The sequence below is a fragment of the [Clostridium] colinum genome, assembly GCF_940677205.1.
In the GTDB taxonomy this organism is placed as follows: Bacteria; Bacillota; Clostridia; order Lachnospirales; family CAG-274; genus Tyzzerella; species Tyzzerella colina.
In genome coordinates this window covers 722,074-743,685 of sequence record NZ_OW712331.1, presented here as the reverse complement: position 1 = coordinate 743,685, position 21,612 = coordinate 722,074, and the positions used below count along the sequence as shown (strand labels likewise).

The 21,612-nt window shown below is 23.4% G+C and carries 21 protein-coding genes and 3 tRNA genes; 3 read left to right on the top strand and 21 right to left on the bottom strand.

Annotation, left to right across the window (positions count from 1 at the left end; all coding sequences use genetic code 11):
* Positions 1 to 149 precede the first annotated feature (149 nt).
* Genes NBW53_RS03605 through NBW53_RS03575 form a run of 7 tightly spaced genes read right to left on the bottom strand, consistent with a single transcriptional unit; the run spans position 150 to position 6,927 of the window.
* On the bottom strand, positions 150 to 365 hold the full coding sequence (locus NBW53_RS03605) for a PspC domain-containing protein (RefSeq protein WP_250278720.1): 216 nt from the start codon (positions 363 to 365) through the stop codon (positions 150 to 152).
* The gene (locus NBW53_RS03600) at positions 355 to 561 is read right to left on the bottom strand and encodes a PspC domain-containing protein (protein WP_250278719.1); all 207 of its coding nucleotides are present in this window, start codon (positions 559 to 561) and stop codon (positions 355 to 357) included. The genes NBW53_RS03605 and NBW53_RS03600 overlap by 11 nt, the downstream gene beginning before the upstream one ends.
* Before the next feature lie 55 nt (positions 562 to 616).
* Positions 617 to 1,315: a JAB domain-containing protein gene (locus NBW53_RS03595; protein WP_250278718.1), complete on the bottom strand. Its 699-nt coding sequence runs from the start codon at positions 1,313 to 1,315 to the stop codon at positions 617 to 619.
* A 19-nt stretch (positions 1,316 to 1,334) separates the two neighbouring features.
* Positions 1,335 to 2,111 (bottom strand): GTP-sensing pleiotropic transcriptional regulator CodY, encoded by a 777-nt coding sequence (locus tag NBW53_RS03590; RefSeq protein WP_250278717.1) that lies wholly within the window; start codon positions 2,109 to 2,111, stop codon positions 1,335 to 1,337.
* A 13-nt stretch (positions 2,112 to 2,124) separates the two neighbouring features.
* On the bottom strand, positions 2,125 to 4,221 hold the full coding sequence (gene topA, locus NBW53_RS03585) for a type I DNA topoisomerase (protein ID WP_250278716.1): 2,097 nt from the start codon (positions 4,219 to 4,221) through the stop codon (positions 2,125 to 2,127).
* A gap of 25 nt (positions 4,222 to 4,246) precedes the next feature.
* Positions 4,247 to 5,383, bottom strand: a complete 1,137-nt coding sequence (dprA, locus tag NBW53_RS03580; RefSeq protein WP_250278715.1) for a DNA-processing protein DprA — start codon at positions 5,381 to 5,383, stop codon at positions 4,247 to 4,249.
* Between the two features lie 11 nt (positions 5,384 to 5,394).
* On the bottom strand, positions 5,395 to 6,927 hold the full coding sequence (locus NBW53_RS03575) for a YifB family Mg chelatase-like AAA ATPase (protein ID WP_250278714.1): 1,533 nt from the start codon (positions 6,925 to 6,927) through the stop codon (positions 5,395 to 5,397).
* Between the two features lie 143 nt (positions 6,928 to 7,070).
* On the opposite strand from NBW53_RS03575, the gene NBW53_RS03570 reads away from it, so the two are divergent.
* Positions 7,071 to 8,030: a sodium:calcium antiporter gene (locus tag NBW53_RS03570; RefSeq protein ID WP_250278713.1), complete on the top strand. Its 960-nt coding sequence runs from the start codon at positions 7,071 to 7,073 to the stop codon at positions 8,028 to 8,030.
* Between the two features lie 168 nt (positions 8,031 to 8,198).
* On the opposite strand, the gene NBW53_RS03565 is transcribed toward NBW53_RS03570, so the two are convergent.
* The 5 genes from NBW53_RS03565 to NBW53_RS03545 are packed head-to-tail and all read right to left on the bottom strand — an operon-like array spanning position 8,199 to position 13,004.
* Positions 8,199 to 8,375: a putative motility protein gene (locus tag NBW53_RS03565; RefSeq protein WP_250278712.1), complete on the bottom strand. Its 177-nt coding sequence runs from the start codon at positions 8,373 to 8,375 to the stop codon at positions 8,199 to 8,201.
* A gap of 18 nt (positions 8,376 to 8,393) precedes the next feature.
* Complete coding sequence (locus NBW53_RS03560; protein WP_250278711.1) at positions 8,394 to 8,792, bottom strand: type II secretion system protein; 399 nt, start codon at positions 8,790 to 8,792, stop codon at positions 8,394 to 8,396.
* A 59-nt stretch (positions 8,793 to 8,851) separates the two neighbouring features.
* Positions 8,852 to 11,512 (bottom strand): EAL domain-containing protein, encoded by a 2,661-nt coding sequence (locus tag NBW53_RS03555; protein ID WP_250278710.1) that lies wholly within the window; start codon positions 11,510 to 11,512, stop codon positions 8,852 to 8,854.
* A 30-nt stretch (positions 11,513 to 11,542) separates the two neighbouring features.
* Positions 11,543 to 12,616: a hypothetical protein gene (locus NBW53_RS03550; RefSeq protein ID WP_250278709.1), complete on the bottom strand. Its 1,074-nt coding sequence runs from the start codon at positions 12,614 to 12,616 to the stop codon at positions 11,543 to 11,545.
* Positions 12,606 to 13,004: a DUF6762 family protein gene (locus NBW53_RS03545; protein ID WP_250278708.1), complete on the bottom strand. Its 399-nt coding sequence runs from the start codon at positions 13,002 to 13,004 to the stop codon at positions 12,606 to 12,608. Before NBW53_RS03545 ends, NBW53_RS03550 begins: the two co-directional genes overlap by 11 nt.
* 226 nt (positions 13,005 to 13,230) lie before the next feature.
* On the opposite strand from NBW53_RS03545, the gene NBW53_RS03540 reads away from it, so the two are divergent.
* Positions 13,231 to 14,310, top strand: a complete 1,080-nt coding sequence (locus NBW53_RS03540) for a tetratricopeptide repeat protein (RefSeq protein ID WP_250278707.1) — start codon at positions 13,231 to 13,233, stop codon at positions 14,308 to 14,310.
* A gap of 76 nt (positions 14,311 to 14,386) precedes the next feature.
* Here the strand turns inward: NBW53_RS03540 and NBW53_RS03535 are convergent, their stop codons facing one another.
* The 3 genes from NBW53_RS03535 to asnS all read right to left on the bottom strand — a co-directional run bounded on the left by NBW53_RS03535 (position 14,387) and on the right by asnS (position 16,997).
* Positions 14,387 to 14,980, bottom strand: coding sequence for a hypothetical protein (locus NBW53_RS03535; protein WP_250278706.1), 594 nt, complete (start codon positions 14,978 to 14,980; stop codon positions 14,387 to 14,389).
* Between the two features lie 13 nt (positions 14,981 to 14,993).
* Positions 14,994 to 15,530, bottom strand: a complete 537-nt coding sequence (locus NBW53_RS03530) for an NUDIX hydrolase (RefSeq protein ID WP_250278705.1) — start codon at positions 15,528 to 15,530, stop codon at positions 14,994 to 14,996.
* A gap of 78 nt (positions 15,531 to 15,608) precedes the next feature.
* Positions 15,609 to 16,997, bottom strand: coding sequence for an asparagine--tRNA ligase (asnS, locus tag NBW53_RS03525; protein WP_250278704.1), 1,389 nt, complete (start codon positions 16,995 to 16,997; stop codon positions 15,609 to 15,611).
* Positions 16,998 to 17,183: 186 nt separating this feature from the next.
* On the opposite strand from asnS, the gene NBW53_RS03520 reads away from it, so the two are divergent.
* Positions 17,184 to 17,357, top strand: a complete 174-nt coding sequence (locus tag NBW53_RS03520) for a hypothetical protein (RefSeq protein WP_250278703.1) — start codon at positions 17,184 to 17,186, stop codon at positions 17,355 to 17,357.
* 430 nt (positions 17,358 to 17,787) lie between these two features.
* Here the strand turns inward: NBW53_RS03520 and NBW53_RS03515 are convergent, their stop codons facing one another.
* The 6 genes from NBW53_RS03515 to NBW53_RS03490 all read right to left on the bottom strand — a co-directional run bounded on the left by NBW53_RS03515 (position 17,788) and on the right by NBW53_RS03490 (position 21,551).
* Positions 17,788 to 18,009, bottom strand: a complete 222-nt coding sequence (locus tag NBW53_RS03515; protein ID WP_250278702.1) for an alpha/beta-type small acid-soluble spore protein — start codon at positions 18,007 to 18,009, stop codon at positions 17,788 to 17,790.
* A 200-nt stretch (positions 18,010 to 18,209) separates the two neighbouring features.
* A complete protein-coding gene (locus NBW53_RS03510) occupies positions 18,210 to 19,673 on the bottom strand; it encodes a phosphatidylinositol-specific phospholipase C domain-containing protein (protein WP_250278701.1) in 1,464 nt (487 codons plus the stop codon).
* A gap of 514 nt (positions 19,674 to 20,187) precedes the next feature.
* Positions 20,188 to 20,685, bottom strand: a complete 498-nt coding sequence (locus NBW53_RS03505; RefSeq protein ID WP_250278700.1) for a GerMN domain-containing protein — start codon at positions 20,683 to 20,685, stop codon at positions 20,188 to 20,190.
* Between the two features lie 592 nt (positions 20,686 to 21,277).
* Positions 21,278 to 21,351, bottom strand: a tRNA-Arg gene (locus NBW53_RS03500).
* An 8-nt stretch (positions 21,352 to 21,359) separates the two neighbouring features.
* Positions 21,360 to 21,445: transfer RNA gene (locus NBW53_RS03495), tRNA-Leu, on the bottom strand.
* A 24-nt stretch (positions 21,446 to 21,469) separates the two neighbouring features.
* Positions 21,470 to 21,551: transfer RNA gene (locus NBW53_RS03490), tRNA-Tyr, on the bottom strand.
* Positions 21,552 to 21,612: the final 61 nt, after the last annotated feature.

Below are 21,612 nucleotides of genomic sequence, written 5' to 3'. Positions count from 1 at the left end.
TGTTTCAAAATTTTGTTGACTTTTTGAAACTAATTTTTTTATTTTAGATAATATTTATATTAAAAATTATAAAAAAAGAAAAGAGCTTTTTAGGCTCTTTATAAATAAAAGTAATAAATTTATGTTTTTATATTAATACTAATAGTTGTTTAAAACATACTCTCTTTTGGTATAATAAAAATACAAATAACATATATTAATGATATAGGAGGTATATACCCACATAAAATAAGAAAAATTACTCTAATAAAATTAGAATCTATATTATATAATTTTCCCAATCCTCCACATACACCAGCTAATTTTCTATCATACATACTTCTTGTAATTTTCTTCATCTTTTCTTTATCCTTTCTAATTTTCAATATCTATAATATTACTATCTATAGGAATTATAGACGACATTATAAAATATGCTAACGTAGGATAAAAAAATCCATCAGTTATTAAAAATATAATAAATATTATTCTTATTATTACTGGGTCTATTCCTAAATATATTCCTAATCCACTACAAACCCCATTTAATACTCTTTCATTACTTCTATATAGCTTTTTCATGTAATCACTCCCATATATATTTATATTAATATATACGGTAAAACATAATTTTTGTTTATTGATATCTTAAATTACATAAGCCTTTTTTAGCAAAACTAAAACTATCATCTCCACAAATAATAATATGATCTAAAACTTTTATATCTATATGTAATAAAGCATTAGTTATTTTCATAGTAACTTCAACATCTGCGCTAGAAGGTTTTTTATTACCATTTGGGTGATTATGTCCTATTATTACAAAAGATGAATTATGTAAAAGTGCATCTCCTACAACTTTTTCCATATAAATAGGAGAATTAGTTGTTACTCCTTCACTTATTTTTACAATCTTTTTAAGCCTTTTATTTAAATCTAAACATAACATATAAAAACTCTCAAAAGGTTTACCTATTAATATTGATTCAAAATAACTATGTGCTATATTAAAAGAATTAATACAAGGTCTTTCATTGTCTAAAGCACTACTTAAAAATTTTCTACATACATATGGTATCATAGATATTAAAACAGCTGTTGTTTCAGATACTTTGCATCTTTTTATAATATCTTCTGGTTTAGCATTCATCAAAGTATATAAACTTCCATATTCATTTAATAATTTATGTGCAAGTTCATTAGTATCTCTTCTTGGTACAGAATAAAATAATAAAAGCTCTAATACTTGATGTTGTTCAAAACTATCTAAGTTTCCATCTTTAATAAATCTAGCTCTAACTCTTTTTCTATGGTTTGCATGTAAATTTTTTGTCATAAAAATACTCCTAATTTTATTAGTTTTTAAATTTACTTAATTCTTGTAAAAGATATTCATTTAAAACTTTTATATAAGTACCTTTAACTCCTAAAGAACGAGTCTCTATAATTCTTGCACTTTCAAACTTTCTAAGTGCATTAACTATCACTGACCTTGTTATACCTTTTCTATCTGCTATTTTACTTGCAACTACTAAACCTTCATTACCTTCTATTTCATCAAATATACTTAAGGTCGCTTCTAATTCAGAATAAGATAAAGTCGCAATACAAGTTTTTATATTTTGTTTTTTAGCTTGTTTTTCATTTGTTTCAATACTTTTATAGTTCCAAACTAATATGCTTAAAACAGATACTATATATTCACACAAAATATCTATATCTTTAGAAAAACAATTATTTTTTCTATATATAATTATAGTAGCCAATCTTTCCTTATACATATACATAGGTAAAAATATTCCATATATATTATTTAATTCATTTCTATCAAATTTTGTTGTATAAAGATTATCTAATGTTACATTTATTTTAGGATTATTTATACTTTCTAATTGTTTTATTACCTGATTTTCTAAAATCTTTTCTCCAGATAATTCATTTTTAAATGCAAAAGATTCAAATTTAGTATTTATTTCATATAATATATTACCTTCTATATCTAACAATAATATGTCTGAATCTAATATCTTAGAAATTTCATTAATAAAATTAACTAAAACTTTTTCTTTTTTGGATACATTCTGTAATATAAAACTTAAACTTTTTATACTTTCTTTTAAATCTATCCTCAATTTAATAACTCCTTTACTCTTCTTTAGTTATATAATAACCGCACTCATTATTGCTACAACAAATAATTTTATTTTTTGTTCCTTTTTCAATTAAAAAACTATTACATTTAGGGCATTTTTCACCAGTTGGTTTGTTCCACGATATAAATTCACATTCTGGGTTATTTTCACAACCATAAAATTTTCTACCTTTTTTTGTTTTCTTTATTAAAACTGCTCCTCCACAGCTAGGGCAATTAACACCTGCTTCTTCAAAAAATGGTTTTGTATTGCTACATTCTGGAAAATTTGGGCAAGCCAAAAATTTACCATATTTACCATATTTTATAACCATATTAGAACCACATTTTTCACATAAAATATCTGTTTTTTCATCTTCTATTTCTATATTTTCTATTTTTTCATAAGCCTCTTCTATCATTTTTTCAAATGGAGGATAAAAGTCTCTTAATACCTGTTTCCATTCTATATTACCTTCTTCTATTTCATCTAGCTTACTTTCCATCTTTGCTGTAAAATCTACGTTTATAATATTATCAAAATTATTTTTTATAATATTATTTACTATCTCGCCTAACTCTGTAGTATAAAAAACTTTTTGTTCTTTTGTAACATAGTTTCTAGCGGTTATTGTAGATATTGTAGGAGCATAAGTACTAGGTCTTCCTACACCTATTTCTTCTAATGTTTTTATTAAGGTTGCCTCTGTGTATCTTGCTGGTGGTTGAGTAAAATGTTGTAAAGGTATTATATCTTGTTTTTCTAGCTCTTGGTTTAGGTTAATTTCTGGTATTAAAACTTCTTCTTCTTTTTCGTTTGTTTTTTCTTCATTTTTTCTATATACTTTCAAATAACCTTCAAACTCTAATGTAGAACCAGTTATTCTAAATTCATAATCATTAGCTTTTATTTTTATATTTTTTGTTATATAAACTGCCGATGACATTTGACTAGATAAAAATCTTTCCCATATAAGCTTATATATTTTATATTGCTCTGTTGTTAAAGATTCTTTTATACTTTCAGGCGTTCTATTAACATATGTTGGTCTTATTGCTTCGTGTGCATCTTGAGCCTTTCCTCTAGACTTATATATTCTACGTTCACTTGCAAAAAACTCTTTTCCATAGCTATCTTCAACAAATTCTTTAGCTTGTAAATAAGCTTCGTCCGATATTCTTACAGAATCTGTACGAATATATGATACTAAACCAACTGTTCCTTCATTTTTAATACTAATACCTTCATATAACTGTTGTGCTATAAGCATTGTTTTAGATGATGCATATCCAAAAATTTTAGAAGCTTCTTGTTGTAATGTACTTGTTGTAAAAGGTGGTAAAGGATTTTTATTTCTCTTTCCTTCTTTTATTTCACTAATAATAAATTTACTATCTCCTATATTGTTTAATATTTCATCTGTTTGCTCTTTAGATGTAATTTCTATTTTTTTACCATTTTTACCATAAAATTTAGCTTTTAATACCTTATTTTTGCTAAATTTTAAATTTGCATCTATTGTCCAATATTCATCTGGTATAAAATTTTCTATTTCCTCATCTCTATCACATATTAGTTTAAGTGCAACAGACTGTACTCTACCAGCACTAAGCCCTTTTTTTATTTTTTTCCATAATAAAGGGCTTATTTTATATCCTACTATTCTATCTAATGCACGTCTTGCCTGTTGTGCATCAACTAGATTCATATCTATTTCTCTAGCTTCTTTTATAGATTTTTGAACAGCATTTTTTGTTATTTCATTAAAAGTTATTCTATAAACTTTTTTATCACTATTTTCATTTAATTTTAATGCATATAAAAGGTGCCAACTTATTGCTTCACCTTCTCTATCTGGGTCAGTTGCTAAATATATTTTATTAGCAGATTTTACTTCTTTTCTAAGCTTAGCTAAAAGCTCTCCTTTACCTCTTATTGTAATATATTTAGGTTCAAAGTCACTTTCTATATTTATACCCATTTCACTTTTAGGCAAATCTCTAACGTGTCCCATAGATGCTTCTATTTTATAATTACTTCCTAAAAATTTCTTTAATGTCTTGGCCTTTGCAGGTGATTCTACAATAACCAAATTTTTTTTAACCGCCATATAATACAAATCCTCCTAAATTAGTTTATAAAGCTTTAATATATTTTTGTCCAGCAAGTTTCTGTATATATCCTTTAAGCTCTAGCATTGTTAAAATGTATTGAACAGTTTTAATGTCTGTATTAGAATTTAAAATTATTTCGTCTATTGTAATAGGACTATCTTTTATACAAGCATATACTATTTTTTCCTCTGGTGCAAGTAAATTTTTTATATTTTCAGATTTTTCTGTATTATTATTTTTATTTTCTATTTTTTCATCATAAAAATCAATTTCTTTTGAATATTTATATATTATTCCTAAATTAGACAATATATCATCTATATTAGTAACTGGAAAAGCACACTCTTTAATAAGGTTATTTGTACCTTCACTCATAGGATTATTTATATTTCCTGGTATAGCAAAAATATCTCTACCCTGTTCTAATGCTTGACCTACTGTTATTAATGTACCACTTTTTTTAGCAGATTCCACAACTAATACACCATCACTAATTCCACTTATTATTCTATTTCTCATAGGAAAATTAGCTGGATATGGTGGTGTTTTAATAGGAAATTCACTTATAATACAACCATTGTTTATAATCTCTTCTCTAAGTGATATATTTGATGGTGGATAAACTATATCTAAGCCACAGCCAAGCACTGCTACTGTTTTTCCTTTTCCATCTATTGCTCCTTTATGTGCCATAGAATCTATCCCCATAGCCATACCACTAACAACTACTACATTATTTTCGCCTAATTCTTTGCCAAATTTATATGCATTCATAGCTCCATATTGAGTGCATTTTCTAGCGCCTATAACACCAACTTTGTTATATAAATCTTTAGGCATATTACCTATTATATATAAACCTAAAGGAGCATCTATTATGTTTTTTAAAAGTTGTGGATATTCTTTGCTTTCTTGAGTTATAAATCTTATATTATGTTTGTATAATTCATCAACGTATTGCTCTATTAATATTTCATTTTTAACCTCTAATATATTATTTATATTTATTCTATGTTTATTACAAAATATTTTTATTTCAGAAATGTCTGCATAAAAAAAATCTCTTGCTGTTTTAAAATATTTTAGTATATCCCATTTTTTTCTTATACTTATACCTTCTATTCTAGCAAGCCACATTATAAAATTTTCTTCTAACATAGTAAACCTCATTAAAACATAAATTTTCTATCTAAATTTCTAAGTTGAACAGCTTCTGCTATATGTGATACAGCAATATTTTCACTTTCTTCTAAATCTGCAATAGTTCTTGATATTTTTAATATTTTATGATAAGCTCTAGCGCTTAATTGTAATTTATCAAATATACCTTTTAATATTTCTTTCTCATCACTACCTAGCTTACAATATTTTTCTATTAAACTTGCAGTTAATTGTGAATTAAAATATATATTATCATTTTTATATCTTTTAATTTGTATTTTTTGTGCATTAGCAACTCTTTCTTTAATATCTTTTGAAGACTCATTATTGTTATTTAAACTTAGCTCTTTATAGTCAACAGATGATGCTTCTACTTGTATATCTATCCTATCTAAAAGAGGTCCACTTATTTTATTTAAATATTTTGATATAGTATTTTGTGAACAAGTACATTTGTCTGAATATCCATAAAACCCACAAGGACAAGGATTCATAGCTGCCACTAGCATTATATTAGCTGGAAATGTCATTGTACCATTTACTCTAGATATAGTAACTTGTCTATCTTCTAATGGTTGTCTTAATTCTTCTAATACATTTCTGCTAAACTCAGGCAATTCATCTAAAAATAATACTCCATTATGAGATAGACTTACCTCACCTGGTTTTGGTACACGCCCTCCACCTACCATAGCCGAATTAGATATTGTATGATGAGGTGCCCTAAATGGTCTTTTAGTAACAAGTGAGTTTTTATTTTGTAAAATTCCTGATACACTATATATTTTAGTTATTTCAATACTTTCTTCAAAAGATATATCTGGTAGTATACTAGGTATCCTTTTTGCCATCATAGTCTTTCCAGAGCCTGGTGGACCTATCATAATAATATTATGCATACCAGATGCTGCTATCTCTAAAGCTCTTTTTACATTTTCTTGACCTTTTACATCTAAAAAATCAAAATCACTATTAAGTGTATCATTTTTTAATAAATTGTCAATATTAATATTTATAGGATTTATTTTATTATTACCATTTAAATGTTGTATTAGTTCAGTTAAATTTTTTATGCCTATTATTTCGACACCAGATACAAGCCCTGCCTCCTCTATGTTGTCATAAGGTACTATATATTTTTTTATTCCAGATTGTTTTCCTGTATATACCATAGGTAATATACCATTTACATGGTTTACGGTTCCATCTAAAGATAGTTCACCTATAATCATAGTATCTTTAAATGTTTCTTCTTTAATTACACCTATGCAAGACAATATACCAACTGCTATTGGCAAGTCAAAAGAAGGTCCCTCTTTTCTTATATTAGCTGGAGCTAAATTTACAGTTATTCTTTTTACAGGCATAATTATATTAGAATTTTTTATAGCTGTTCTAACTCTATCTTTAGATTCTTTAACAGCTGAATCTGGTAGCCCCACTATATCAAATGCTGGTAAGCCTTGGCTTATATCTACTTCTACAACTATTTTAAATCCATCTATACCTATTAATGTAGAAGATATAACTTTTGAAAGCATATTATTCCCCCTTTATTTCATTTGTATATATATTAACAATATTTTTAATTTTTTTCAAATATTTTTTTATTTTTGCTTGATTATTTTTATAATAAAGTATATAATTTTTTTTATCGAAATTAATTATTAAGGAGGCTTTTATTTTGATTTACATTCAATATTTAGTCCTTGCAACTCTTGTTGTAGTTTTATCTATCTTTTTATCAAAATATGTAGATGCACTAGATAAAAAAACAAATCTTTCTGGGGCATTTATAGGTGGTGTTTTACTAGCTGCTGTTACATCATTACCCGAATTTATAACAAGCTTAACTGCCATATTTGCTTTAAATCAACCTAGCCTTGTTCAAGGGAATGTATTTGGAAGTAATATATTTAATCTTACAATACTAGGTGCTTGTATATTATTATTTTCCAAAAAGTTTAAAGATGCATATTTATCAAAAAGTCATATGTTAACAAGTATATTTACTATAATTATCTTTATTATTTGTTTTATAGGTATGAAATATAATTATAGCTTAAATATAGGTTTTTTAAATGTTAGTTATGCTTCTATTCTTATACTTATTTTATATATAATAAACATAACTAAAATGAATGATTCATCATCTGAAAATAGTGAAGATAATGAAGATAATCTAGATTTAAGTATAAAACAAATAATTTTTAGATTTATAATTTGTTCTATATTATTAGTAATATTTAGTATGATGCTAACAGAAGTTACAGATAAATTAAATACAAAACTTGGACTCGGAGTAACAGTTGGTGGAGCTATATTTTTAGGTATTGCTACATCTTTACCAGAGCTTACATCTTCTTTTAATCTTGTAAGACTTGGTAATTTTAATGCTTCATTTGGAAATGTAATAGGTAGTAATCTATTTAACTTTACAATATTAGCTATTGGAGATATATTCTATTCTAAAGGTAATATTTTTTCTCCAGACAAGCAAGCAGACAACCTTATTATATGGGGAATAATAGCCACATTTATAGTTATTGGTACATTATATACAAAGAAAAGTCAAAAGTCTTCTATGTTCTTAGGTATATTAATTATTTCTTGTTATATAGCTAGTATCCTTTTTTCTTTATAAAATTAAAGTAATATATATTTAAAAGTTTTAATACTCTTTATTGATAATTATTGTTTTATAATTTTTAATAAAGGGTATTTTTTATTTTTAATATTTAAAAATAAATTTTTTTAATACTAAAAATAAACACCTAGTTATATAATAACTAAGTGCTTATTTTTAATAATTCTAAACAATATAATCTATCGTTGTACCACTTGGAGCTGGAGCCATTTCCATAATTTTCATAATATTAGCTTCACTTTGTTCCATAGCATCTTTTAACAAAGATAAGGAAACCCCTTCTTTAGCATTATTCATACTTATTGCCGTAGAAGCCGAGGCAATACTTTCTATCATACTCATATAAAAATCCCCCTAATATTAATTTACCTTAGTATTTATATCCTCTGGATATTTTTCTCCTAAATATGTAACAGAATTTATGATATAATTTTTAGAATCATAATTAATACTTACGTCTTTTAAAATTGTTTCTGCATTACCTTGTAATAAGTTTGCTGTTTTTATAGCATTTTTTATATCAGATTCTGTAGACAATGGTGTATTTTTCATAACAGCATCTGCTACAACCTGCATACTAGCTATATATACTGCTCTAGCTGTAGCTTTGTTAGATGTTTTTCTAGCGGAATTAACATAACCAATTGTATTAGGGGCTACTATAGCAATAAGTGTAACTATTATAGTCATAACTACTATAATTTCAACTAAAGTAAAGCCTTTTTTTTCTTTAAGTTTATTTTTAATTGTAGCAAACATTTTTTTCCTCCAAAAAATCTTTTACATATACATAATATTATAAAATCTTTTTATAATTGTCAAGTATTATTATTTTTAAATGCTATTTCTTCAAATTCTTCTAATGGTATAGGTTTACAAAAATAATATCCTTGTATATTATTACAACCTATTTCTTTTAAATATTCTACTTCTTCTTTATTTTCTACACCTTCTGCCACTATATCTAAATTAAGTTCTTTAGCTAACATAACAATAGATTTTATTATAGCAGCACCTTTTTTAGATTTTTCAAATTTTTTAAAAAATCCACAATCTATTTTTAAGACATCAACTGGAAGTTTTTGTAACATATTTAAACATGAATAACCTGTACCAAAATCATCCATAGATATAGTAAGATTTTCATTTTTTAAATCTTGAATAGTTTTAATAATTTGTTCTGGTTCTTCAGCTATTAAACTTTCTGTTATTTCTAATTCTATAAGCTTTGGATTTATATTATATTGATTTATTATTTTCATTATATCTTCTTTAAGGTTTTTTCTTCTAAAGTTTAATTTAGATATATTTACAGATATAGGTATATTTTCTCTTCCTATTTTTTCATTGATTTTTAAAAATTTACATACTTCCTCTAAAATATACATATCTAGTTTCATAATAAATCCATTTTTTTCAAAAATATTTATAAATTTATATGGTAACATTAATCCTTTTTGTGGGTGTTGCCATCTTACTAAAGCTTCTGCACCAACTATGTTAGAATTATATATATTATATTTAGGTTGTAAATATAATTTAAAATTTTTATTATTAAGTGCATCTTCCATATCATTTTCTATCTGCTTTTCATTTAACATATTAATTTTTAATATATCATCATAAAAAGTAATATTTTTAGTCTTATCTTTTTTAGATATTTTGTGGGCATAGCTTACACGCTTTAAAATTTCATCTATATCTATTACTTTATCTTTATCGTAAATCCTATATATACCATAAGATAATACTATTTTTATATTTAAAATATTTTCATTTAAATCATTATTTATATTATATAATAATTTTAATATTTCATTATCATCTGATGCCTCACAACAGAAATAATATACATCTGAATAAGAATGAAAGCATATACCTTTGCCAAAAATATGTTTATTTATAATATGGTTTATTTTTAACAATATATTATTTCCTTCATCAAATCCATACATTTCATTAATTAATTTAAAATCATTAATATCTAACATTACTAGCATATATGTTTTTGAATTATTGTTTATTAATTGTTTAACTTTAAATTTAAATATATCTTGTTTTGATTGAAAAGAAAATTTATTAGCATTAAAATCTAATTCTGTATCATAACCTAAAGTTATTTTTATTTTATTGCTATCTTCAAGTGATTTTGTTGCCATAGCCGAAAATATTTCTACATTTTTAGCTTTTATATATTCATAATAAGCTTTTTTAGCTTGATACATATATTCATCTGCTAAGTTAGTTAGTGTATTAATTTCTATATTTTTATCTTCCCATAAATATCCAATTGAAATACTGTATTCCATCAAATCTAAAAAGTGTCTATTTATAGAATTTATTTTTTGAAAAAAAGTATCTTTTGATATATTTTCAGATATTATAACAAATTCATCTCCACCTACTCTATAAATATCTTCTTTTCTAAAATATCTCTTTAAAGCTTCACTAACTTCTTTTATTGCTTTATCTCCAAATTCATGCCCTTGTGTATCATTTATTATTTTTAATCCATTAATATCTATAAATGCAACTCCAATAAACTTTAAATTTGTATATTTTATATTTTCTATATAATTTAAATATTTATTTTTATTATTAAGGCCTGTAGCTTCATCATGAAAACTCATAAATGTCAATTTTTTAGACATTTGTCTTCTATTAAACTCATTTACTATAAAATATACTAAAGATTTTAACAATAAAACTTCTGATTTATGAATTTCTATATTTTCAATACATAAAAATCCTATTGGTTTATTTAAAAAATTCATTATGCATATAAATACATTATTAATTTTTTTAATTTTTAAATCTTCATATTTCTCTGGCCAAATTTTCTTTATAAAGTTTATATCTTCTATAAATAATAACTCTTTATCTACTACTATTTTAGACCATTTATATATATCTTCTTTATTATTAATTTCATAGTACATACTGTTTTCATATTTTATTCTATTCCATTCGTAACAGTAAACTTTATTTTCACTATTAGTTAAATACTCATTTATATAACATTTATCTGCATTATAGTATAAACCTATTATTTCTAATATTTCATACATAATTTTAAATAATTCATCTTCTTTAGACAGTAAAGAAACACTATTTATCAAAACATCTTTCATATCTAAAGGTTTTTGGTATTTATGAAGTTCTAAATCTTTTAATTCATTGCATATACATAATACAGCTTTTTTATGATTATATATAGAATGTGTTTTATTTATGCTAAAATTATTACCTTCATAACTAATAAACTTAGGTTCTTCAGTTATATCTCTAGATAATACTTGTCTATTATTAAAAAAAGAACAATTTAATATATCTTTTTTTAATGGTATATTATTATTTATTTTTAATATATTTTTTGCAGTATTATTTAAAAATAAAATATCTAATGTATTATAATCATATATGTATATAAGTTCATTTAAAATATTAAATAAACTTATATGCAACTTATCTATTATCATTATTATCCTCCATAAATTTTTTTATATATTTTATTGAAAATTTAATATAAATGCTGGTGGATTAGACTCTAAACTTAACATTTTAGATAAGGCAGTTTTAAAATTATCAACTTCATATATATCTAAATTCCCCTCTTTATTTTTATATAATAAAATTTTTAGATTAGATTTAAATTCTAAATATATAAAATTACCAGCACCACAAGAATAAGTTACCTCTTCATTGTTATCTATTTTACCCTCATTTTTTAATGTTGATATAATATAATCTTGATTAGATGATATATTATTATAGCTACTTATTTCATATAAAGGTAATAACCCTAGTTCAAAATCTGTATAAGCATAGTTTATAAAAATTTTACTATCTAAAGTTTCTAAATCTTCAACTATTATTTTATATTTACCTTCATTATTTTTTTCTAATGCATATTGTTTAATATATGCAGGATTGTCCTTATTTGACACTACTACTATAGCATACTTATCATCACAAGCAATATGTTTAATATTCCCATCTTTTAATAATTCATCTTTTTCAACAACTGCATTCATTATTTCAATATAATCTTTATCTTCTTTTTGTGGTGTTTTGATATCTCCGTGCATCCAAGAATGTTGTGTTACAAATTCTTTATAATCTTTTTCTGATATAACACCACCTTTATCAAATTTAGATGAAATATACATACCATTTTCTACTGGTAAAGCACTATATACTGTTAATATTTCAGGGTCTTCATCTAATATTTTATCCCCTAAATATGGTTTTAAACTTTTTGGTTTTACAAAGTGAATACTAACATTTTTTATCTCTTCTGGTATACTATAATTTAAACTTTGTTCTATATCTTCTAATGTAACTTCTGAATAGTTGTTTTTTACAAGATAACTATATGATGACAAAAATTTATTTTGGTCCCAAGTTGTAATATAATATTCATCTAATTTTTCATTAAATTCATTTAAGCTTTTTAAAGTTTTATTATTTATAGGCATATCATTACTATTTTTTGATAACTTGTTTAAAAAGTATAGCAAAAAAACACAAGTAATTATAATAATAAAACTTGATATAATTATAATATTTTTTTTATTTTTCATTTTTATACTCTCCTTCTTTATCTTTTATAATGTTTTTTATTTCATTTAACTCTTTATTATGATACTCTAAAATACTATTTACTTTTTCAACCAATTGTTTATTGTCTTCTGTATATTCAAAACTAATTTCCCAAGTTGGATTGTATTCATCTTCACACTCTATTATTTCATATCCTAAGTTTTTAAATATATCCATATCATAATAATCATAGATAGCATTATATTCCCAATCTAATACATCTATATCTGTTGTTAATTTTATATTTAAAAAAATTTTATTATCCTCATTTTCTAGAGCATAAATATTTAATATAAACTGTTCATATTTTTCTATGCTAAGTGTTTGTAACTCTTTTTCAAATAGACCAGTTTTTTTGTTTTTCTGCATAATGACTATTACCGTGTCCATTTTTTTCTCCTTTATAATTATAACTTTTTGCTTATACATATTATAATACTAAATTAAAAAAAAGTATATAGTTTTAATAGAATCTTTTTTATTTTATTATAATTTTTCTTTAATATTAGCGATTTTTTTGATATAATTATTATTATAAATTTATTTTATACTAAAAAACACTAATTATTCAAATTTTTATTATTATGAGGTTATTATGAATTTTATTATTTTTAAAATAGGTTTTTCAAAATATTATAGTGGTATTGAAAATACTTCTGTAAACATATATGACAAATTTTATCAAGAAAAAAAATCAAATAATCCTGAAATATATAATTTTCAAGATTATAATGATTATTGTTATGGATATGCTTCCTTAAAATCTGGAGTTGTTAATCTGTCTAATATAAAATTTAAAAATGATGAGTCAATTCTTTTAAAAAATGCTTTAATTTTATGGGTTTATGAAGAAAATAATAAATATTATTTAGTTGGTTGGTATAAAAATGCAACTGTTTATAATTTTTTACAAAAAAAATTAAGCTATCCTTCTGTAGGTAGAGATTTATACTATAATGTTAAAGCTAAAGCTAAAGACTGCTATTTATTGCCTGTTTTTGAAAGGTCATTTAACGTACATATAACTTTTCAAGAAGATACTAATTTTTATTTAGGTAATAGTGATGATAAAATTTATAATGATATATGTAAATTTATCAATAACTATAATAATGGATTTGCAAATGTAATTGTAAAAAATAACATAAATAGCATAATAGAAAATGCTCCAGAAAACCCAAAAACATTATATAAACGTGGTTTAATTTACTTATATAATGAATCTAACTTTTTAGAAGCACTTAAATATTTTAATACTTCACTACTATTTAAAAATATGTTAGATAAAAATCAATTAACAGATATATATTATTCTAAAGCCATATGTTTGCAATTTTTAAATAGTTTTGATGAGTCTTTAATATATTTTAAGAAAGTTTTAAATAATATTGATTATGATTTAAATATTTTAAAAAATATGATTTACTTATCTATATATACAAAAAAATATAAAGAAGCTATTGTATATTGTGATAAAATACTAAATAAAGAAGAAAAGACAGAAAATAGTCAAATATTTTTAGATGAAATATGTTCTTTAAAGGTAGATTGTTATATATATTTAAATGACTTTAATAATGCAAATAAAGTTTTAAATGATATATTAAATACTACCTCTTCTAAAGAACTTTATAGTCATTGTAAAATGTTGCTAAAACAATTAAATAATAATTAAATTTTTATATACTAGAAAAATATAATTGCGTTAAATTTTTAATATTTTTGTTTAATATAACGTATATTATATTTTTCTATTCTATTATAAAAATATTATTTTCATCATGTTCTAAAGTAAACTTTGTATTAGATAAAATACCACACATAAACTCATCAACAAGGCTATAATATATATCAATATCAATACCTATTATATCCCAATATTTTTTATGCACGCAAATGTTCTTTTCCCATTTAACACTACTATTACTTTTATTTATAATAACTTTAGCTCTATCGCAAGGCATTCCATCTAATAAATTATCTTCAATAGCCTTAAACACAACACTTGCATCATTTTTATCACCATTTATATCAATATTACTACCAAAAGAGTAAAATATATTTTTTATTTTTTCTAAGTTATTTTTATCTTGCTCTAATGAGTATTTAACTACATAAGCTAATTTATTCTCTACAAGGTCAACTTTTTCTTGTAACCAACCGTGTATATTTTGTGTATCTATCATATTTTCTAATGGTTTATCTTCTAAACAACCAAATTTTTCATCTAAAATAATATTTAAATCACTAATTTTTAATTCTTCTAAAATATTATTTATAATTTTATTTTGTAAACTAATTTTATTATACAACCAATAATGTATTGGTCCTAAAAATAAACTCATAATCTAATCTCCTTTATAAAAACTTTTTACAAGCTAAAAGCCCTACTATTGTTTTAGAATCTATTATTTCACCTGTATATATCATATCAATTGCTTTTTCTATAGGCATTTTTTTTACATTTATAAACTCATCTTCATCAAAATTAAATTTACCTTGCTCTAGTTGTCTAGCTAAAAATATGTGTATTTTTTCTGTACAAAAGCCTACTGCTGGATACATAGTGGTAATATGTGTAACATCTTTAGCTATAAGAGAAGTTTCTTCTTCTAGCTCTCTAATAGCACATTTTTTGGGGTCTTCTCCTTCTTCTAACATACCTGCTGGTATTTCTAAAATCATGCTAAGAGCTGGATGTCTATATTGTTCTACTAATATAACATTACCATTTTCATCTATTGGAACAATAGCCGCTGCATCTCCTCTTAAAACTACTTCTCTTTTTGCACTATTACCATTTGGTAAACATATTGTATCTACTTTAACATCTATTATCTTTCCATTAAATGCTGTTTTACTATCTATAATATCATAAGCTTTAAAATCTTCCATAAGTATTCTCCTTTACTAATAATAACTTTTTATTTATACTAATTACCCTTAATAAAATTAAGGGTAATTAGTATAAATCTAAAATTCTGCATTTTTAGCAGTACGAGGGAATGGTATAACATCTCTTATATTAGACATACCTGTAATATACATAACACATCTTTCAAATCCAAGACCAAATCCAGCATGTTTTGTTCCACCAAATTTTCTAAGCTCTAAATACCACCAGTAGTCTTCTTCTTTAAGCCCCATTTCTTCAATTCTTTTTGTAAGTACATCTATACGTTCTTCTCTTTGGCTACCGCCTATAAGTTCACCAACACCAGGTACTAATAAGTCCATAGCAGAAACTGTTTTGTTATCATCATTTAATCTCATATAAAAAGCTTTTATATCTTTTGGATAGTCTGTAACAAAAACAGGTTTTTTAAACACTTTATCTGTTAAATATCTTTCATGTTCAGTTTGTAAATCAATACCCCATTCAACAGGATATTCAAAATCTACATCTGCTTTTTTAAGAATTTCAATAGCCTCTGTATAAGTAATTTTACCAAAATCATTTTTAACAATATTTTCTAATCTTTCAATAAGAGTTTTATCCACAAAATCATTAAAGAATTTAATTTCTTCTGGTGCATTTTCTAAAACATAATTAATAATATATTTAAGCAAATCTTCTGCAAGCTCCATATCGTCATTTAAATTAGCAAAAGCAATTTCTGGTTCTATCATCCAAAATTCTGCTGCATGTCTTGGTGTATTAGAATTTTCTGCTCTAAATGTAGGACCAAATGTATATACATTTTTAAAAGCCATAGCATAAGCTTCTGCCGATAATTGTCCACTAACTGTAAGATTAGCCTCTTTACCAAAAAAGTCTTTACTATAATCTATATTGCCTTCTTCTGTTTTTGGTATGTTTTCCATATCAAAAGTAGTAACTTTAAACATTTCACCTGCACCTTCACAGTCACTTCCAGTTATAAGTGGTGTATGCACATAAACAAAGTTTCTTTCGTTAAAAAACTTGTGTATAGAGTAAGCTATTAAAGAACGTACTCTAAATACAGCTGAAAAAGTATTTGTCCTAGGTCTTAAATGAGCTATAGTTCTTAAATATTCAAAAGTGTGTCTTTTCTTTTGTAAAGGATAATCTGAAGGAGCTTCGCCTTCTATTTCAATATTAATAGCTTTTATTTCAAAAGGTTGTTTATTTTCTGGTGTTTCTATAAGATTACCTTTAACAATAAGGCTACTGCCAACACCCAATTTTTCTATTTTATCAAAATTTTCTAATTTGTCATCAAAAACTACTTGAACGCCTTTAAAAAAACTACCATCATTTATTTCTATAAATCCAAAAGTTTTTGAACTTCTAATAGTTTTTACCCAACCACAAATAGTTATTTCACTTTGAGTATATTTTGAAGTTTCTTTAAAAAGTTGTTTGATTTCAGTGTACAAAAAATCATCTCCATTTCTATTTATATAATTTTTAAAAATAAAATTACTATGATACATTATAACCTATTTTTTAATATTTTGCATTATTTTTTTTATTTTTTATAAAATTTACCTTTTTAAAATATTATTTTTGTGTTATAATCATATAAATAAATAAATTTTATTTATTTTAGGAGGTAATTTAGTATGGCTAAAAAACATTATAGAGCTTTTAAAAAACAATTAGAATTAACTTCACCTAAAGGTACTTTTATAACTAACAATCAAAAATCAAAATTAATGATGTTAAGTGCTATTTTTGTTGGCTTAATGTTCATAAAAGGGTTATTTCTTGGCTATATATTAGGTAGAAGAGATTAATCAATACCGAATAATACCACCTATTTGTTAGGTGGTTTTTACTATATAATAAAATATTTATATTATTTGTATGTAATTTTTAATAAACTTTATTAAAAATTTTTATTATTACAATTAAGGTATGACTTAATTTATGAAATTAAAATTTATAAACGGGTTTTTGTTTTAAATTTTAATTTTGATAAATTTTAATAATACCTGTTTTTGAATACTTTCGTATTCAAAAAATTGATTATACTATAAAAAGACAAAGCCATAAATTTTTAATATGACTTTATCTTCAGCAAGAAGTTATTAATATAAATCTAGTAAAAATATATTAATTTTTAATAAATTTATTATATAATAACCATAATATATATTTTATAATAAGCTTATACTAAAATTTATTATAAAATTTTATCTTAATTATATTTAGCTATAAAAACTATTATTTAGTATAGTTTTTACCTGCCATTTGTCTTTCTTGTGCTTCTATCATTTTTTTAACCATATATCCACCAACATATCCATTTTGAGCAGATGTTAAATCTCCATTATATCCTTGTTTTAAAGGTACACCTATTTCATTTGCAACTTCATATTTAAATTGCTCTAAAGCGGCTCTTGCCTCTGGAACATTAATTTTATTTGAAGATTTGTTTGTTGACATAAATTTTTCCTCCTGAAAATATTTTTATTTTTTAGCAATTCATATGCTACAATATATATGTTAAACAAAATATCAAAAAATAATCTGGTAATTTATGTTTTTTATTATTTATTTTAAAGCTTTATTACTGTAAAACTTATGATAAAAGACAATAAAATATTTAAGCTTAATATAAGCTTAAATATTTTATATATGCTTTACTATTTATTTAATAATTCTAAATTAAAAACAACATCTTCATATTTTTCTAATTTTTTTAATATTAATCTTTGTCCATTTTTACTACTACTATCTTTACTTAAATATAAATCCTGATTTTTATAATTTCTTATTACATATCCATCTTTATATGGATATATATACCAATAATGCTCTGGTTTAAATTGATTATGTGTAATAAATACTTGATTTAACCCATTAAAATCATTCCAAGCTAAAACTTTAGAATCATTTTCATAAGATTTTATTTGATAAGCTTGTTCATTTTCGTCATACTTAATTTCCCATTTTTGATTTTCTCCACCATTATAAGTCCAAAATGTAAAATAGTCTTCTGTTAATAAATTACGGTCTAAAACAGCATTTTCTGAATTTTTTAAACTAATAAAATAGTTTCCATTTTCTATTTTTTTAATATTTAAATTTATAATAGCTTGAATCAATCTCTCTCCTGGAAAATCTGCTGCTACAATACCAGTATAAGTTAAATTTTCCTTTTTAATTAAATCTGCAAATAAAGTGTTAGTTCCTTCAAATGAAATGGTAGCAAGCGCTCCAACTCGATTAAAACGTGGAAAATCTGGATAATGACCATTAAATGCTGGTGTTGTTAAACCTGTTGATAAATGTGGTGAATTTGTCTGTGGTCTAGCATGTCCACTAGCAACAAAATAAGGAAATACTCCTCCAGATGCACTTAAATAATTAATACTTAATGTTGAATTTGAATTATTATTAATATCTAAAGCAAATTTTTTAATTTTTTCCGATTTTGAATATAATTCCCAATTTGTATTTAAGTGATATACATCTTGTACAGAAATATCTCTATAATTAATTCCGTAATAATTTAATGATAATACATCACTTAAAATAACTACTTTTCCTCTTACCTCATCTAAAGTAGGATTTTCTGTATCTCTATCTTCTTTTTTCCAAAATAAATTATTATATTTACTATAATACTTACTAAATATTTGAAGCATTTTTTCATCACTTGAACTACTTTGTTCTTGTTTAATACGCATAAATACACTCTCAGATGGATATTCATTTAAAAATTTATGTAATTCATCTAATACATAATCAAAACTAAATCCCAAATATACTGGTCCATGATGTAATACAAAATTGTTATTTCCATTATCTTTTACGCGTATATCTATATATCGTATACCACTTTCTAGTTGTTGTCTTAAATTCATTGTTTGTGTTCTTGTATTATCAATAGCAGATAAATCACTACGATAAGCCATACTGTCATGTGTTCCTGGAATAGACAGTTCACTAATTTTCATATTCCCATCAACATATTTCATCCAATCAGAATTATTTTTTGTAATATAAGTTTCATGCCAATATGCAGTGTCATAATGTGCCATAGCCATTTGTGGCATAGAAAAAATCATAATTCCTATAAATAATGTTAAAAATATTCTTCTCATAAATTTCTCCTACCTCTTTATATTTTTATTATTTATAAATTTAATTTACATATAAATTTTAAATAATTAGTTATTTTAGCATAAAATAAAATTTTTGATATAATAATATATTTTATTAATTTTAATACTAAAATTTTAAATATATTAGATAGGTATATTAAAATTTATATAACTATACGTTACCAGCATATTAAATAAATTATATTAATATTCTTATATAATTTTTATTAAAGTAAAAATATTTATAAGAAATTATTAATATTATAAATTTATATGTTGTTTATAATATATTGATAAAAAATATTTAATATATCTAGTCTTAAATATAATAACTATATTTAACATTTTATACACTGAAAATATTTAAAATATAATTTTTATTATCAAAAATTTTAATGACAAAATAAACTTTATTTCCAAAATATGTAAATTAATTTTATAATATCATTTATTTTATATAAATGTCAATAAAAATATTTATTTGTAAATAATTATATCTTAAATATTATTTGTTTTATTTTAAAGATAAATTTTGATTATAATCCATTATTTCTAAATCCTCTCTTGTATATTTAAAAACTAAATTTCCTTCTGGTAAAACTTTAAACTTTCCTTCTATTAAAAATGTAACTGTTTGGATATCTTCAAACTGAAAACACGTATGTAATATTTGTCTTATAAGATTTATTTCATAATGATTACCACCATAATTTTGAAAATTATTATTAAAATTTATAAATAAATCTTTATTTATTATTTTTACATTTAAAACTTTTGCTCCTTTTGGTATATAATTCATATTATCTTGACTATTATAAAAATATGTTTCTAATATTAGTTTTATTTTATATTCGTCCATAAATCCTCCTAATATGATATATTCTTCAAATGTTAATTTTTCTTCAAACGTATTTTCTAAATAATAAATTTTATAAAGCTCTTGTCCATTTACTACTATACTACTATTTAAAATATATGATATTAAAAAAAATATATAACAACTCTTTTTCATATAAATCACCTCATATTTATTGTATTTTATTAGATATATCTATTCAATATATTTTAAATACAAAATTATTGGTAAAATATATAATATAGTTTATAAATTTACATTTTAAAAAAAATTTAACTTAATTTTGACTTATGAATATAAAATAAAATTAAGTTTAATTTATAAAATTTTATAATAAAAAAAGATTGTATACTATTTAATTTTTATCACTATAAATACTATACAATCTTTTAATCTTATTTATTTATATAGGTTGTTTATCAAAATTGGTAATAAATTTTTTAAATTTATAAATATAACTAAACTATAATTTAATTTATAAGTATCTAAGTATTTTATTTATATATTTATTATAAAAATATATATACAATTTATGACTTTTTAGTAGTAATTTTTTAGTTTTTCTAATTTCTTTAGGTATAACTATTCTACCCAAGTCATCAACTTTTCTTCTAATACCTATATTCATTACTATTATTACTTATTAATAAAATTGCACAATAAAAAAAGTTGTATATTTTATTTAATAATATCTAAAAAATAATTATCACTAAATAAAACATACAACTTTTTCAAATATATACAAATATGTATGCGAAAGGATTCGAACCCTCGACCTTCTGATCCGTAGTCAGACGCTCTATCCAACTGAGCTACGCATACATAAAATATGCCCGAGACCGGAATCGAACCGGTACGGGATTTAACTCCCGCAGGATTTTAAGTCCTGTGCGTCTGCCAGTTCCGCCACTCGGGCACATACAGTGCCTATTATAGACATTGGGTGGTGGAGGATTCGAACCTCCGAAAGATTAACTAACAGATTTACAGTCTGCCCCCTTTGGCCACTCGGGAAACCACCCATATAATAATATAATTAAACACTCAAAACTAAATAATCAATGAATTAGCTTCCCTTTTTCC